This window comes from Janthinobacterium sp., assembly GCF_009923995.1.
Classification (GTDB): Bacteria; Pseudomonadota; Gammaproteobacteria; order Burkholderiales; family Burkholderiaceae_D; genus Janthinobacterium.
Genome location: NZ_RFSK01000027.1, coordinates 61,142 through 76,318, shown reverse-complemented (window position 1 = coordinate 76,318; position 15,177 = coordinate 61,142). Strand labels below are relative to the sequence as shown.

10 protein-coding genes, 6 tRNA genes and 1 pseudogene are annotated in these 15,177 nt (G+C 62.3%); 15 read left to right on the top strand and 2 right to left on the bottom strand.

The window, feature by feature from the left end:
• Positions 1-135 precede the first annotated feature (135 nt).
• The 8 genes and pseudogenes from EBS11_RS15050 to EBS11_RS15015 all read left to right on the top strand — a co-directional run.
• A pseudogene (locus EBS11_RS15050) lies at positions 136-273 on the top strand (helix-hairpin-helix domain-containing protein); the annotation flags it as partial.
• A 127-nt stretch (positions 274-400) separates the two neighbouring features.
• Positions 401-985, top strand: coding sequence for a CDP-diacylglycerol--glycerol-3-phosphate 3-phosphatidyltransferase (gene pgsA, locus EBS11_RS15045; RefSeq protein ID WP_076566649.1), 585 nt, complete (start codon positions 401-403; stop codon positions 983-985).
• 105 nt (positions 986-1,090) lie between these two features.
• Positions 1,091-1,166 (top strand) — tRNA-Gly (locus tag EBS11_RS15040).
• 92 nt (positions 1,167-1,258) lie between these two features.
• Positions 1,259-1,334: transfer RNA gene (locus EBS11_RS15035), tRNA-Gly, on the top strand.
• A gap of 71 nt (positions 1,335-1,405) precedes the next feature.
• Positions 1,406-1,481 (top strand) — tRNA-Gly (locus EBS11_RS15030).
• Positions 1,482-1,530: 49 nt separating this feature from the next.
• Positions 1,531-1,606: transfer RNA gene (locus tag EBS11_RS15025), tRNA-Gly, on the top strand.
• Positions 1,607-1,696: 90 nt separating this feature from the next.
• A tRNA-Gly gene (locus tag EBS11_RS15020) sits at positions 1,697-1,772 on the top strand.
• Positions 1,773-1,813: 41 nt separating this feature from the next.
• Positions 1,814-1,887, top strand: a tRNA-Cys gene (locus tag EBS11_RS15015).
• 208 nt (positions 1,888-2,095) lie between these two features.
• Here the strand turns inward: EBS11_RS15015 and EBS11_RS15010 are convergent.
• A complete protein-coding gene (locus EBS11_RS15010; protein ID WP_290603913.1) occupies positions 2,096-2,650 on the bottom strand; it encodes an inclusion body family protein in 555 nt (184 codons plus the stop codon).
• 305 nt (positions 2,651-2,955) lie between these two features.
• Between EBS11_RS15010 and EBS11_RS15005 the strand changes: the two genes are divergently transcribed.
• The 3 genes from EBS11_RS15005 (at position 2,956) to EBS11_RS14995 (ending at position 5,785) form a co-directional block, all read left to right on the top strand.
• Complete coding sequence (locus tag EBS11_RS15005) at positions 2,956-3,384, top strand: hypothetical protein (protein WP_290603911.1); 429 nt, start codon at positions 2,956-2,958, stop codon at positions 3,382-3,384.
• Between the two features lie 98 nt (positions 3,385-3,482).
• Complete coding sequence (locus tag EBS11_RS15000; RefSeq protein ID WP_290603909.1) at positions 3,483-3,950, top strand: hypothetical protein; 468 nt, start codon at positions 3,483-3,485, stop codon at positions 3,948-3,950.
• Positions 3,951-4,015: 65 nt separating this feature from the next.
• Positions 4,016-5,785 carry a S41 family peptidase gene (locus tag EBS11_RS14995; RefSeq protein WP_290603907.1) on the top strand — a complete coding sequence of 590 codons (1,770 nt, stop codon included), beginning with the start codon at positions 4,016-4,018 and terminating at the stop codon, positions 5,783-5,785.
• Positions 5,786-5,966: 181 nt separating this feature from the next.
• On the opposite strand, the gene EBS11_RS14990 is transcribed toward EBS11_RS14995, so the two are convergent.
• The gene (locus tag EBS11_RS14990; protein ID WP_290603905.1) at positions 5,967-7,673 is read right to left on the bottom strand and encodes a methyl-accepting chemotaxis protein; all 1,707 of its coding nucleotides are present in this window, start codon (positions 7,671-7,673) and stop codon (positions 5,967-5,969) included.
• A gap of 380 nt (positions 7,674-8,053) precedes the next feature.
• Here EBS11_RS14990 and EBS11_RS14985 point away from each other — a divergent pair, with 380 nt between their 5' ends.
• From EBS11_RS14985 to EBS11_RS14970, 4 genes are all read left to right on the top strand, one after another.
• Positions 8,054-10,213 carry a TonB-dependent siderophore receptor gene (locus tag EBS11_RS14985; RefSeq protein WP_290603903.1) on the top strand — a complete coding sequence of 720 codons (2,160 nt, stop codon included), beginning with the start codon at positions 8,054-8,056 and terminating at the stop codon, positions 10,211-10,213.
• 286 nt (positions 10,214-10,499) lie between these two features.
• Positions 10,500-13,571 carry a formate dehydrogenase-N subunit alpha gene (gene fdnG / locus EBS11_RS14980; RefSeq protein ID WP_290603901.1) on the top strand — a complete coding sequence of 1,024 codons (3,072 nt, stop codon included), beginning with the start codon at positions 10,500-10,502 and terminating at the stop codon, positions 13,569-13,571.
• A gap of 13 nt (positions 13,572-13,584) precedes the next feature.
• Positions 13,585-14,508 carry a formate dehydrogenase subunit beta gene (fdxH, locus tag EBS11_RS14975; RefSeq protein WP_290603899.1) on the top strand — a complete coding sequence of 308 codons (924 nt, stop codon included), beginning with the start codon at positions 13,585-13,587 and terminating at the stop codon, positions 14,506-14,508.
• Entirely contained in the window at positions 14,495-15,175 is a 681-nt protein-coding gene (locus EBS11_RS14970; protein ID WP_290603897.1) for a formate dehydrogenase subunit gamma, read from the top strand. Before fdxH ends, EBS11_RS14970 begins: the two co-directional genes overlap by 14 nt.
• Positions 15,176-15,177: the final 2 nt, after the last annotated feature.

Genomic DNA, 15,177 nt, shown 5'->3' with positions numbered 1-15,177 from the left:
GCCAGCGTCGAGGACCTGATGTCGGTGGAGGGGATTTCCACGCAGCTGGCGGAAGAGATCTACAAGCAGTTGCATTAATGCTCGAACGGGTGCGCCAGACCTCGCGCCTGGAAGAAATCGAGAGGGGCACGATGCGGCGCCAAGCGCCGCCAGAAGCTGCTGTCGCGCTTTGGCGGCTTGCGCGGCGTGGTCGACGCCAGCGTCGAGGACCTGATGTCGGTGGAGGGGATTTCCACGCAGCTGGCGGAAGAGATTTACAAGCAGTTGCATTAACGAATGTTTGGCCTGGTCCGGCGCTGCCGCAACCGGACTAGGCTAATACCCCGGGGCCATGTAGACTAGTGGCGCTTTCTTCACGCTTTCTTCATGTTCAATTTACCCGTCGGCCGATTGCTTCCCTATGCCTTTTAATATTCCCATCCTCCTGACCTGGCTGCGCGTGGCCCTGATTCCGCTCGTCGTCGGCGTGTTTTACCTGCCGCCGTCGATGCTGCTGCATGGCGACCAGAACCTCGTCGCCACCCTGGTCTTCATCATCGCCGCCGTCACCGACTGGTTCGATGGCTTCCTCGCGCGGCGCTGGAACCAGACGTCGGCCTTCGGCGCCTTCCTTGACCCCGTGGCCGACAAGCTGATGGTGGCGGGCGCCTTGCTGGTGCTGGTGCAGCTGGACCGGGTCAATGCCGTGCTGGCCTTCATCATCATCGGCCGCGAGATCACGATTTCCGCGCTGCGCGAATGGATGGCGCAGATCGGCGCCTCGAAATCGGTGGCCGTCAGCTCGATCGGCAAGATCAAGACGGCCGCGCAAATGACGGCCATCCCCCTGCTGCTGTACCACGAGGTGATCTTCGGCGCCATCGATACCCACGTATGGGGTGAGCGCCTGCTGTGGATCGCCTGCGTGCTGACGGTGTGGTCGATGTTCTATTACCTGCGCCTGGCGTGGCCGCTGATTAAGGAAAAGGCCGGAAATTTGCACTAAGAATAGGCAGGCGGCTGCTTTATGCGGAATATTTTGCAAAAGACCAGATATTGCCCGTTGACAGCCCCTGTAATCCCTCTATAATGCTGGCCTGTTGTTGATGACGCGGGAGTAGCTCAGTTGGTAGAGCGCAACCTTGCCAAGGTTGAGGTCGAGAGTTCGAGACTCTTCTCCCGCTCCAGTTTTCTGGATCGTGTCATAGGTAAAAACAGCGAATGTAGTAAAAAGTAGTACTGGCGATGTAGTAGAGCTTCTGATACAATGTTGTCCACTGCGGGAGTAGCTCAGTTGGTAGAGCGCAACCTTGCCAAGGTTGAGGTCGAGAGTTCGAGACTCTTCTCCCGCTCCAGTGAAGACTGGATCAGCAGTAAAGCAGCACTGGTAAACGGTAGCAAAAAGCAGTAAAATAGCGGTTCGTATGCGGGAGTAGCTCAGTTGGTAGAGCGCAACCTTGCCAAGGTTGAGGTCGAGAGTTCGAGACTCTTCTCCCGCTCCAGCGAAAGCTGAAGCAGTACATGGCAGTAGCAGAAAATAGAAGCTCCAATGCGGGAGTAGCTCAGTTGGTAGAGCGCAACCTTGCCAAGGTTGAGGTCGAGAGTTCGAGACTCTTCTCCCGCTCCAGAATTCTAAAGGGAAGCTAAGCTGGCTTCCTTTTTTTATCCGCCGTAAAGCAGTTGGCGCGGCGCGATTAAGCAGCAACCAAGCTCCAATGCGGGAGTAGCTCAGTTGGTAGAGCGCAACCTTGCCAAGGTTGAGGTCGAGAGTTCGAGACTCTTCTCCCGCTCCAGTTTTCAAGGTGGGCCGCAAGGCGCATCAAGCAGTTCCTCTGGCGAGGTAGCAAAGAGGTTATGCAGCGGCCTGCAAAGCCGTTTAGACGGGTTCGATTCCCGTCCTCGCCTCCAGATGTCATGCGCAAGTATTACGCGCAGGAGAAAAAGCCCACTTCGGTGGGCTTTTTTTTGCCTGCGATTATTGGCGACGCGGGCTTTCCGCTGCGCCCATGACGGCGAGATAATCACCCTGCGGTTATTTAATTCGCCGTGCCTGCCGCAGGCAGCCGCATATTAATTAAATAAACGATTTGGCTTTATTTAATTAATGGGGCAGCGATCAGCTGACAGTAACCTGTGGATCCCAATAAAAATAACCATACAAGCTTTGCGTCTGGCCGTCGTCATTCAGGCTATATACGGCAATATAAACGTAGAAATTCTCCGTGCCGGACCTGGCTACCTGTGCCGAAAAATTGGAGAAATTACGGGATTGCTGTACTGCCGGCAAACCGTTGGATGAATCCGAATTCGGCATGACCGCATTCCTGCGGGTGAGGGTATTGGCAACAAAGGAATTGAATACCTTGTCGCCGTTCCAGTAATTGATGCCATACACGATGACTGCCGAATCGGCGTTGTCGTAGATGGACGTGCCGGTGAACGAGACATAGTCGCCCACGTTGGCCCTGAAGCTCAGGTCGGCGGAACCCTGGCCGCTGTTGATGCCGCGCGGGTCGGTGGCGATCATGTACTGGCTCGTATGCGCCAGGCCCACCGGCTTGGTCTGGTCCGGATTCGTCTGGCGGGGATTCTGGGCCATGATCAGATCGGTGTCGATGACAACAAGGATGTTGATAGTCTCATTACTGGCTAGCAATTGCGCGTCGGACATGATTCCTCCTGATTTTTCCTACTCGTATGGCTTTTCGGATGCGCCCCGTTTTTTAATGTGGTAAGCAGTCTCCACCGCTGCTGTACAGAATAATGAAGAAAATCGCATAAATACTCTCCAATTGAAACGGCGGATTATATTTATAATATTTAATTAATAATGTTTTTATTTTATAAATATAATAACGGGAAATAATATCTCCTGCGCCAGGCGGGTAATGGCGGCGCGGCTGCAAGCCGGGGCTGTTTTCATTCCATGCCGTCGTGTATTATTCTTCGCATTCTTTTCTGGAGGCTGGCCACATCATGTCCGATGCATTTCCCCAGGCGGTCGATACTTGCCGGCCCCCGATCCGCCTGCGCGCCGTCGAGCGGCTCGCGATACGTGAACTGGTGAGGGGCGATAATGCCTTCATGCTCGATGCGGCACGGGCGGGGCAGGACATCGACCGGCTGGCGCGCGAGCGCGGGGTGCAGATCGACCAGTTCATGGCCACCCTGGATGCGGCGCAGGCGGCGGCGTTTTCGGCCATGTATGTGGAGGAAGTGCTGGCCCAGGCCAGCGTCGCGGCGCAGGCCCAGGCGCAAACCCGGCGCGCCGGCGAGGCGGACCTGCGGCTGGCCATGCAGGAACTGGCGGCGCGGCGGCAGCGTGCCCTGATGCGCGCCGTGACGGGCGTGATCGTGCTGTGCATCCTCGCTGGCCTGGCCGCGTTCTGGGTGACGCGGCGCTAAGTGGCGGAACGGCGCGCGCAGGCGCGCAATAATATAATGTGAATTTCAGGAAATTACCGCGATGCCGTGACGGGCAGGCGGATGTCGATAAGGTGGTTATGCAGTCCAGGGAACAAGAGCAGTTATTGCAGCAAAGCCAGGCAGGCTTCGACGCCTACTATGACGCGCTGGGCGCGGCACTGGTGAATTTTGTCGAGCGCCTGGGCATCCAGCCCGCACACGAGGTGTTGACGAACGCGGCCGAATACCTGCCGTACATCGATGCGGCCATGCGCACCATCGTCATCCGCGATGAAAGCTGGCAATGGGTGAAAACCATGCTGGGCTATTTTATCGGCGAATATTTCGTGCAGGGCCACGCGGGCTGCTGGTACGTGGAAACGCGGCCCGAGTCGCCGTATTTCTGCCGCTACATGGTGGGCGGCTTCGAGCATGGCTTGCCGGCGGACGCCGCCATCGATCCGGAGGCACTGGCGCTGGCATTTCTGGGGCAATCCGTGCCGCGCGAGCTGGCGACACTGATGGCCGATGCGCAGGCCCGGTGCGCCGCGCCGGGCGGCGGCTGACGCAGCGATTGCCCGCCGGGGCCTGGCATGACTTTCGAAGCACTTCCATATTGAAACAGGTTCCCATGTCCCACCTCTATCCGCGCCGTCTGCGCATGGCGCTGCGCCACCGCATCGGCAGCCTCGCATGTTTCCTGGTCTTTGCGGCGGGCCTCGCCTGTGCGCAGCAAGCGCCCGGTCCCGCCTTTGATGCCGATCATGCCTTCGATGCCGGTTCGCGCATCACCTTGACCACGCTGACGCCGGCACAGACCGACAATCTCGTCATCCTCGGCAAGGTGTGGGGTTTCCTCAAGTACCACCATCCCGTCGTCACGTCGGGCCGGCTGCAGTGGGACTATCAGCTGCTGCGCGTGCTCCCCCGCGTGCTGGCCGCGCCTGACCGGGCGGCTGGCAATGCCGTGCTGCAGGCTTGGGTGGAGGCGCTGGGCGAGGTGCCCCCTTGCACGGCGTGTGCCAGCCTGGCGCCCGCGGGCCTGCACTTGCGTCCGGCGCTGGCATGGCTGGACGACGCCAGCCTGCTCGGCCCCGGCCTCGGCGGCGCGTTGCGGCGCATTTACGCACGCCGCCCGGCGGCCGGCACGCAGTTCTATGTCAGCCTGCACGAGCCGGTGGGCAATCCCGTGTTCGGACGCGAGCTGGCCTATCCCGATATCGCGCTGCCGGACGCGGGTTTTCAGCTGCTGGCCTTGTTTCGTTTCTGGAATATCGTCGCCTACTGGGCGCCATACCGCGAGGTGGCGGACGAGCCGTGGGATGACGTCCTGCGGGAGGCGTTGCCGCGCGTCGCGCTGGCGCCGGACCGGGCCGGCTTCGAGCTGGCGATGATGGCCGCGATCGCGCGGCTGCAGGACACGCACGCCAACCTGTGGAGCGCGCTGCGCGTGCGGCCGCCCGTGGGCGACTGCCATGTGCCCGCGACGCTCCGTTTCGTGGAGCAGCGCGCCGTCGTGACGGGCCCTGCGGCAGGCGAGGCTGCCGCAGCCGGTGGGCTGCAGGCCGGCGACGTCATCGAGCAGATCGATGGCGTGCCGGTGGCGCGGCTGGTCGATGCCTGGCGGCCTTACTATGCGGCATCGAACGAGCCCGCGCGGCTGCGCGATATCGCCGGCAGGCTCACCGGCGGCGCCTGCGGCGCGGCCACCTTGCGCCTGCGCCGTGGCGACGATGTCAGGGACGTGGCCGTGACGCGTGTGCCGCGGCAGCGGCAGGCGGCAGCGGAAACCCACGACAGGGAAGGGGAGACGCTGCAATGGCTGGCGGAGGACATCGCCTATCTGAAGCTGTCGAGCCTGCGGCGAGCCGATGTTGCCGCGCACATGGCGGCCGTCGAACGCAGCCGGGGACTGGTCATCGACCTGCGCAGCTACCCGCGCGAATTCGTGGTCTTTGCGCTGGGGGCCTACCTGGTCGGGCAGCCCGGCGAATTCGCCCGCTTCACGAAGGGCGACCTCGCCAATCCGGGCGCCTTCTACTGGACCCCGGCCGCCACCTTGCGGCCCCAGGGGCGGCGCTATGCGGGCAAGGTCATGGTACTGGTCGACGAAATCAGCCAGAGCCAGGCGGAATACACGACCATGGCCTTGCGGATCGGGCCGCGCGTCACGGTCATCGGCAGCACCACGGCTGGCGCGGACGGGAATATCTCGCCTGTTTCCCTGCCGGGTGGCTTGAGCACCGTGATCAGCGGGATCGGCGTGTTTTATCCGGACGGGCGCCCCACGCAGCGCGTGGGCATCGTGCCCGACATCACCGTGCTGCCGAGTATTGCCGGCGTGCGCGCGGGGCGCGACGAAGTGCTGGATGCGGCCATTGCCGAGATACGCCGGCCATAGCAGCCGGGGCGATGCGGAGCTTACTCCGTAGCCTGTTCCGCTGGCGCGCGTCCCCTTATGGCAAGCCGCGTTGAGCGTGGACGCGGCGCGAGGAAGGCGCGCGGCAAGTCATGCCTGACGGCCCGCCCCCGCTTCCGGGAGGGCGCGCAGGCAGGGGACATGCCTGGGCCGGAGCGGATGCTTAAAACTCTTCCCAATCGCCATCGGCGGGGGCGGCCACCTTGCCGCTCTTGCGCGTCACGGGCAGGCGCAGGGCCGGGGCCGCTGGCTTGCGCACGGGCGCGACGGGGGCTGCCGGCGCGGCGCGCTGTGCCGTCCTGGCGCTGAAACGGTCGCTGGCCGCCGCGTTCGCATCGAGGCGGAAGACGCTGACGACCTGTGCCAGTTCGCTGGCCTGTTCCTGCATCGCTTCGGCCGCTGCCGAGGCTTCTTCCACCAGGGCCGCATTTTGCTGCGTCACCTGGTCCATTTCGGAAATGGCCTGGTTGACTTGCTCGATGCCGGCGCTCTGTTCTTCGCTGGCGTTGCTGATCTCGCTCATGATGGACGTGACGAAGCCGATGCTTTGCACGATTTCTTCCATCGTCTTGCCCGCCTTGTCGACCAGGTCCGTGCCCACGTCGACCTTTTGCACGGAGTCGTCGATCAAGCCCTTGATTTCCTTGGCCGCCGCTGCCGAACGCTGCGCCAGGTTGCGCACTTCCGTGGCCACGACGGCAAAGCCGCGGCCCTGTTCGCCGGCGCGCGCCGCTTCCACGGCCGCGTTCAGGGCCAGGATGTTGGTCTGGAAGGCGATGCCGTCGATGACAGAGATAATATCGACGATTTTCTTCGACGAGGTATTGATCTCGCCCATGGTGGCCACCACTTCGGCCACCACGGCGCCGCCGCGGCTGGCGATGCCGGCCGCATCGCCGGCCAGTTTATTGGCCTGGCGCGCATTGTCGGCGTTTTGCTTCACGGTCGACGTCAGCTCTTCCATCGACGAGGCCGTCTCTTCCAGCGAGCTGGCCTGCTGTTCCGTGCGCGACGACAAGTCCTGGTTGCCGGCGGCGATTTCCGCGGACGCCGTGGCGATGGTGTCGGTGCCGCTGCGCACCTGGCCGACGATGCCCACCAGGCTGTCGTTCATGGTTTTCAGGGCGTGCATGAGCTGGCCTGTTTCATCGCGGCTCTGCGCCGTGATGGTGCTGGTGAGGTCGCCAGCGGCCACGGTTTCCGCCACTTTCACGGCGTCGCGGATGGGACCGGTGATCGAGCGCGTGATCCACCAGGCAAAGCCGATGCCCATCAGCACCGCGGCCACGCCCATGATGATGAGGAAGAGGCGCGTGCTGCTGTAGGCTTCGATGATGCTGGCGCCGACGCCGTCGGCCGCCTTGATCTGCATGTCGGCAAAGCGCTTCACTTCGGCCAGGTAGGCCACCGTGATGGGCGCGACTTCCTTCTCGAACACTTCCTTGGCGCCGGCCACGTCGCCGTCGGCCTTCATCTTGAAGGCGCGGCCGCGCGTCGTCACATAATCCGTGCGCACCTTGCGCACCACCTTGAACTGCTCGATCACGCCAGGGTTGCGCAGGGAGGCGACGATGTCGTCCTGCAATTTGCTGGAACGCTCCGCGTCCACCTTCAGGTCATCCTCGATCTTCGCGCGCACGGCGGGATCGGTGATCTCGAACGAGGCCACGCCGCGCACGCTGTTCAGTTCAATGATCTTCGACCATTCGGCCACCATGCGCTGGTTCTTGATGCTGGTATTGATGAGGCGGTAGGTCAGATCGCTGGCCGTTTGCATGCGCACGAGGGCGGTAACGGTCAAGGCGGCCAGCAACAGCAATACGACAGCAAAGCCGACGCCAAGGCGGCTGCCGATGTTCAGGTTTTTCATGTAATTCCTAACAGTTTAATAGTCATGATCGCCGCCGCCAGCAGGGGCGGACAGGCGCCGCAAGGCGCAGGGGATCGGGGTCTTCGGGTGCCGCACGATGGCTGTGCGGCGCGCTGCGCAAGGCGCGGCGATGGAGGTGTAGCAAGGGTGCGGCGACGTGGGATGCCGCTGACCAACAAGCCGCAAGTATAGCATTGACGTACGGAAATAGTTTTTCAAAGCAATTTTAAGTATTTTTTGCTATTGATTTCCTGTTGCTTTTTTACGTCAAGTACCCGCTGTATAAGTACTATCACTTACATTTTGCCTTACGCGGCGGGCGCCCGCCTGATAAAATACTAATGATAATCATTCGTATTTCAATATCAACAGGGAATTGTATGCCGCAACGCCGCACGCCAGGATTCAAACCGATCACTCTCGCCGTCCTCGGCGCCTGCTCCGCTTTCTCCTTCGGCGCCGCGCCCCTGGCGGCCTGGGCGCAGGAAAGCCTGCCCGCCGTCACCGTGACGGCGTCGAAGGACCAGAATGCGTACGTCGCCGGCACCTCCGCCAGCGGCACCAAGACGGAGATGGCGCTGCGCGACGTGCCGCAGACGATCAACGTGGTGCCCGCCGCCGTCATCCGTGACCAGCACGCCATGTCGGTGCAGGACATCATGAAGAACATCCCCGGCGTGGGCCTGTCCACGGGCGACGGCCAGCGCGACCAGGTGTTCATCCGCGGCTTCACGGCCATCGGCGACCAGTTCGTCGACGGCTTCCGCGACGATGCCCTGTACTTCCGCGACCTGTCGAACGTCGAGCGCCTGGAAGTGATCAAGGGACCGGCCGCCGTGCTGTACGGCCGCGGCTCCTCGGGCGGCCTGGTGAACCGCATCACCAAGAAGCCGGGCGTGGACATCACGGACGTGGCCCTGAGCTTGACGAACACGGCTGGGCGCCGCGGCGAAGTGGACGTGGGCCGCGTGGGCGAGACGGTGGACTGGCGCTTCACGGGCGCGCGCGAATTGTCCGACAGCTACCGCGACCAGCAATTCATCAACCGCACGGCGCTGGCGCCATCCGTGGCCATCCGCCTGTCCGGCGCGACGAAGCTGCTGCTGCAGGGCGACTACCTGGAAGACCGCCGCCTGACGGACTTCGGCATTCCTTCCTACCACGGTCGTCCCGTGGCCGTCGATGCGGGCACGTATTACGGCGCGGCGAATGCGCGCGATGCGGACTTCAGCCAGTCGCGCGTCGTGTCCACGGCCGCCACCCTGACGCACAAGTTCAGCGATACCTTGTCGCTGCGCAATGCCTTCCGCTATTACGACTACCACCTGGACCGCAACAACACGAATATTGCCGGCAACGTCAATGAGGTCAAGGGCACGATGAGCCTGGGACATGCCAAGCTCAACCGCGACGAGAGCGGCTGGTTCAACCAGACGGAGCTGACGCAAAAGCTGCTCACGGGCAGTGTCCGCCACGAAGTGCTGTATGGCGCCGAGTTCGGCAAGCAGAACAAGGATGCCGCCAGCTGGGCCTCGACCGTGGTGGCGACGAACGTGTCCATCTTCAATCCCGTGCTGCCCGTCGTCGACCGCAGCAAGCTGGGGGCGCGCAGCGACACCTTCGGTACCTATGACACGGCGGCCGCCTACGTGCAGGATGCCATCAGCTTCAGCGACGAGTGGAAGGCGCTGGCCGGCCTGCGCTACGACCGCTACAAGCAGCAGTCGCGCCTGGCCAATGCGGCCGGCGTGACGACGGCTGACCTGTCGCGCACGGATTCCGCCTACAGCCCCCGTGCCGGCCTCGTCTGGCAACCGGGCGCGGCGCAGTCGTACTACGCGTCGTGGAGCCGCTCGTTCCAGCCCAGCGGCGAGAACTTCGCCCTGGCCGCCAACAATGCGGACCTGGCGCCGGAAACCACGCGCAACACGGAAGTGGGCGCCAAGTATGACTTGTGGGGCGGCCGCGCCAACGCCACCGTGTCGCTGTTCCGCCTCGAGCGCGACAACATCAAGACGAGCGACCCGATCACGAACCGCATCGTGCCCGTCGGCACGCAGCGCACGGACGGCCTGGAGCTGACCTTCAATGCGGACTTGCACGATGGCTGGAAAATGATGGCTGGCTACGCCTACCTGGACGCCACCATCACCGATTCCATCGCCGTCGACAAGAGCGTCAACGTGCCGGGCACGACGACGGCCAGTGCCGTTGCCGTGAAAGGAAAGCGGGCTACCTTGACTTCGCGCAACACGGCCAACCTGTGGCTGACGAAGGACCTGGGCCACGGCTTCACCGTGGGCGGCGGTGCGAATGCCGTCGGCAGCCGTTTCGCCAATCCGGGCAATACGGTGGTGCTGCCCGGCTACGTGACGGCCGACGCCATGGCCGCGTACCGCACGGGCCGCTATGAAGTGCAGCTGAACGTCAACAACATCGGCGACACGCGCTACATCGTTTCGGGCCACGGCTCCAGCCCGAACCTGAGCCTGCCTGGCGCGCCGCGCAACGTGGCGCTGACCTTGCGCTACAGCCTGTAATCTGTCCCTGTTGCCAGTCTCCCTTAACCCGCTCGCGAGCGGGTTTTTTCATGGGTGGCTAGCGATGTGCAAGCGTGCGGGGCAGGCTGGCATTGTTTAGAGGGAACGTTCGGTATCGTCAAATTAATATTGACTAAAGGCAATTTTTTCCAGCGTACTAAGCCTTGTCCGGGTTTGAGGGGTAAAATGGCATCATACGGCACAGGCATGGTGCTTATATCTTGGTGATATGACACGACAACGACGCCGTATGACTTTTTATTTACTCACATCATAGAGGCCTGATATGGTTCAGATGTCCAGGCGCCAGTTCCTCCGGGTAACTGGCGCGACCATTGCTGGTTCCAGCCTCGCCCTGCTCGGTTTCGCACCGGGCCAGGCGATGGCGGAAGTGCGGCAATACAAGCTGTCTCGCACGACCGAGACACGCAATACCTGTCCCTACTGCTCGGTAGGATGCGGCGTTCTGCTGTATGGACTGGGCGACGGCGCGAAAAATGCCGTTTCCAGCATCATCCACGTGGAAGGCGATGCCGATCACCCGGTCAACCGCGGCACCCTGTGCCCGAAAGGCGCCAGCCTGATCGACTTCATCCACAGCCCGAACCGCCTGAAAGTGCCCGAGTACCGCGCACCGGGCGGCACGGAATGGCAGCCGATCTCCTGGGATGTGGCGCTCGACAAGATCGCGCGCCTGATGAAGGATGACCGTGACGCCAACCTGATCGAAAAGAATGCCGACGGCAAGACCGTCAACCGCTGGCTCTCCACCGGCATGCTGGCAGCGTCCGCCGGCAGCAACGAGGTCGGGTATCTGACCCACAAGACAGTGCGCAGCATGGGGATGCTGACCTTTGATAATCAGGCGCGTGTATGACACGGACCGACGGTGGCAGGTCTTGCCCCGACGTTTGGCCGTGGCGCGATGACGAATCATTGGGTCGATATCAAGAATGCCGATGTGATTTTGGTCATGGGCGGCAATGCAGCAGAAGCACATCCTTGCGGATTCAAATGGGTAACGGAAGCGAAGGCGCATAACAAGGCCAAGCTGATCGTTGTCGATCCGCGTTTTACCCGTACCGCATCCGTGGCAGATTACTACTGCGCCACGCGTACCGGCACGGACATCGTCTTCCTCGGCGCGATCATCAATTATCTGCTGACGAACGACAAGATCCAGCATGAGTACGTGCGCAACTACACGGACATGCCTTTCATCGTGCGCGAAGACTATGCGTTCGAGGATGGCCTGTTTTCGGGTTTCGACAAGGAAAAAGGCAAGTACACCAACAAGAGTACCTGGGATTACGAGATCGGCGACGACGGCTATGCCAAGGTCGACCCGACCATGGAACACCCGCGCTGCGTCTACCAGATGATGAAGAAGCACTACGCGCGCTACACGACCGAGATGGTCGAGCGCACGTGCGGCGTGTCGCCCGACAAGTTCCACAAGGTGGCCGAGGCCCTCGCTTCGACGGCCGTGCCGGGACGCGCCGGTACCATCCTGTACGCGCTGGGCTGGACGCACCATTCGACGGGCGCGCAGACCATCCGCACGGGCGCCATGGTGCAGTTGCTGCTGGGTAATATGGGTATCGCCGGCGGCGGCATGAACGCCTTGCGCGGCCACTCGAACATCCAGGGCCTGACCGACCTGGGCCTGATGTCCAACCTCCTGCCGGGCTATATGACCCTGCCGAACGAGGGCGAGCAGGACTTCGACGGCTACATCGCCGCGCGCGCCACCAAGCCGCTGCGGCCGAACCAGCTCAGCTATTGGAGCAACTACCGCAAGTTCCACGTCAGCTTCATGAAGACGTGGTGGGGCGACTTTGCCACGGCGGAGAACAACTACGCCTACGACTACCTGCCCAAGCTGGACAAGCCGTATGACTTGATGCAAGCCATCGAGAACATGCATCAGGGCAAGATGACGGGCTATATCTGCCAGGGCTTCAACGTCATCGCCTCCGCGCCGAACAAGCAGAAGGTCACGGAAGCGCTGTCGAAGCTGAAATTCCTCGTCATCATGGACCCGCTGGCCGTGGAAACGGGCGAATTCTGGCGTCCGCACGGCGAGTTCCACGAAGTCGATCCCACCAAGATCATGACGGAAGTGTTCCGCCTGCCGACCAGTTGCTTCGCCGAAGAGCGCGGTTCGCTGGTGAGTTCCTCGCGCGTGCTGCAGTGGCACTGGCAGGCGGCCGAACCGCCGGGCCAGGCGCGCAGCGACCTGGAGATCATGTCGGGCCTGTTCCTGCGCATGCGCAGCATGTACCAGAAAGAGGGCGGCAAGTTCCCCGATCCTATCCTCAACCTGACGTGGAATTATGCGCAGCCGCATAATCCGCAGCCGGAAGAGATCGCCCGTGAATTCAACGGCCGCGCGCTGGCGGACCTGTACGATCCCAAGGATCCGACCAAGCTGCTGGTGAAAAAAGGCGAACAGCTGGCGTCGTTCGCGCAGCTGCGCGATGATGGCACGACCACCAGCGGCTGCTGGATCTTCGCCGGCAGCTGGACGCAGGCGGGCAACCAGATGGGCCGCCGCGACAACAGCGACCCGACGGGCATCGGCCAGACCCTGGGCTGGGCCTGGGCATGGCCGGCCAACCGCCGCGTGCTGTACAACCGCGCCTCGTGCGACCTGAAGGGCAAGGCCTTCGACCCGACGCGCAAGCTGATCGAGTGGAATGGCACGAACTGGAGCGGGGCCGACATTCCCGACTTCAAGGTCGACGAACCGCCGGAAAACGGCATGGGGCCGTTCATCATGCTGGGCGAGGGTGTGGCGCGCTTCTTTGCCCGGGGCGCCATGGCCGAAGGGCCGTTCCCCGAGCATTACGAGCCGTTCGAGAACCCGCTGGGCTACAACCCCATGCATCCGAAAAACCCGCAGGCGACCAGCAATCCGGGCGCGCGCGTGTTTGCCGATGACCGCAAGCAATTCGGCACGCATGAGGAATACCCGCACGTGGCGACCAGCTACCGTTTGACCGAACATTTCCATTACTGGACCAAGCATGCACGCCTGAATGCCATCATCCAGCCGGAACAGTTCGTGGAAATCGGCGAAGAGCTGGCCGCCAGCATCGGCGTCGTTGCCGGCGGCAAGGTGCGGGTCAGTTCCAAGCGGGGCCACATCATCGCCAAGGCCGTCGTCACCAAGCGCATCAAGGCCCTGAAGATCGAGGGCAAGCAGGTGCATACCGTGGGCCTGCCGCTGCACTGGGGCTTCACGGGGGTGGCCAAGCCGGGGTATCTGATTAATTCCCTGACACCGGGCGTGGGGGATGCGAATTCGCAGACACCGGAATTCAAGTCCTTCCTCGTGAAGGTGGAAAAAGCATGATGGGAGATCGATAATGGCACTGCAATCCTTAGATATCCGGCGCCTGTCCGCCACCACCGTCACGCCGCCGCAGGCGCGCACGCCGGTGACGGGCACCGTGGCCAAGCTGATCGATGTGTCGAAATGCATCGGCTGCAAGGCTTGCCAGACGGCGTGCATGGAGTGGAACGACCTGCGCGACGAGGTCGGTGAAAACAACGGCACCTACAACAACCCGACGGACCTGACGCCGCAATCGTGGACGGTGATGCGTTTTGCCGAACACGAAAGCAACGACGGCAACCTCGAGTGGCTGATCCGCAAGGATGGCTGCATGCATTGCGAGGACCCTGGCTGCCTGAAGGCCTGCCCGGCGCCGGGCGCCATCGTGCAATATACGAACGGTATCGTTGATTTTCATCAAGAAAACTGCATCGGCTGCGGCTACTGCGTGGCCGGCTGTCCTTTCGACGTGCCCCGCATTTCGAAAAAGGACGACCGCGCCTACAAGTGCACGCTCTGCTCGGACCGCGTCGCCGTGGGCCAGGAACCGGCCTGCGTCAAGACCTGCCCGACGGGCGCCATCGTCTTCGGCACCAAGGAAGACATGAAGGTGCATGCGGAAGAACGTATCGTCGACCTGAAGTCGCGCGGTTTCGAGAACGCGGGCCTGTACGATCCGCTGGGCGTGGGCGGCACGCACGTGATGTACGTGCTGCACCATGCCGACAAGCCACGCCTGTATTCCAACCTGCCCGACAAGCCGAGCATCAGCCTGATGGTGGGCTTCTGGAAGGGCTGGGCCAAGCCGCTGGCCGTCGCCGGCATGGCGGCCACGGCCCTGGCGGGCCTGTTCCACTACACGCGTGTCGGTCCGAACGAAGTGAGCAAGGATGAGGAACGCGAAGCCCTGGACGAGGCCGAGCGCATCAAGGAGGGTCAGCATGAATCATCATGAACAGCACGGTGAGCGTCACGACAAGCTGCGCGACAAGGATGGCAACCCGCTGATCCAGCGCTACAACCCCAACGAGCGCACGAATCACTGGGTCACTGCCATCACCTTCGTCATGCTGGCCCTGTCCGGCCTGGCCATGTTCCATCCGTCGATGGCGTGGCTGGCCAACCTGTTCGGCGGCGGCCAATGGACGCGCATCCTGCATCCGTTCGCCGGCCTGGTGATGTTCGTCTCGTTCGCGATCCTCGTGGTGCGCTTCTGGCACCACAACAAGTTCGAGGACGCCGACAAGCAGTGGCTGAAACAGATGGATGACGTGCTCAACAACCGCGAGGAAAAGCTGCCCAAGATCGGCAAGTACAATGCCGGCCAGAAGCTGCTGTTCTTCGCATTGCTGGCATGCATGCTGGGCCTGCTGTTGTCGGGCATCGTGATCTGGCGCGCGTATTTCGCGTTCTATTTCCCGATCCCCGTCATCCGCGCGGCCGCCTTGCTGCACGCCGTGTGCGCCTTCGGCATCATCTGCGCCATCATCGTGCACATCTATGCGGCCCTGTGGGTCAAGGGCTCGATCGGCGCCATGGTGCGCGGCACCGTTACCTACGGCTGGGCGCGCAAGCACCATCCGAAGTGGTTTGAAGCGGTGATTCGCAACGGCAAGGATTAAGC

Bases quoted from the DNA above. Each gene is read 5' to 3' on its own strand.
- pgsA (WP_076566649.1), top strand. From the start codon at position 401: ATGCCTTTTAATATTCCCATCCTCCTGACCTGGCTGCGCGTGGCCCTG.
- EBS11_RS15010 (WP_290603913.1), bottom strand. From the start codon at position 2,650: ATGTCCGACGCGCAATTGCTAGCCAGTAATGAGACTATCAACATCCTT.
- EBS11_RS15005 (WP_290603911.1), top strand. From the start codon at position 2,956: ATGTCCGATGCATTTCCCCAGGCGGTCGATACTTGCCGGCCCCCGATC.
- EBS11_RS15000 (WP_290603909.1), top strand. From the start codon at position 3,483: ATGCAGTCCAGGGAACAAGAGCAGTTATTGCAGCAAAGCCAGGCAGGC.
- EBS11_RS14995 (WP_290603907.1), top strand. From the start codon at position 4,016: ATGTCCCACCTCTATCCGCGCCGTCTGCGCATGGCGCTGCGCCACCGC.
- EBS11_RS14990 (WP_290603905.1), bottom strand. From the start codon at position 7,673: ATGAAAAACCTGAACATCGGCAGCCGCCTTGGCGTCGGCTTTGCTGTC.
- EBS11_RS14985 (WP_290603903.1), top strand. From the start codon at position 8,054: ATGCCGCAACGCCGCACGCCAGGATTCAAACCGATCACTCTCGCCGTC.
- fdxH (WP_290603899.1), top strand. From the start codon at position 13,585: ATGGCACTGCAATCCTTAGATATCCGGCGCCTGTCCGCCACCACCGTC.
- EBS11_RS14970 (WP_290603897.1), top strand. From the start codon at position 14,495: ATGAATCATCATGAACAGCACGGTGAGCGTCACGACAAGCTGCGCGAC.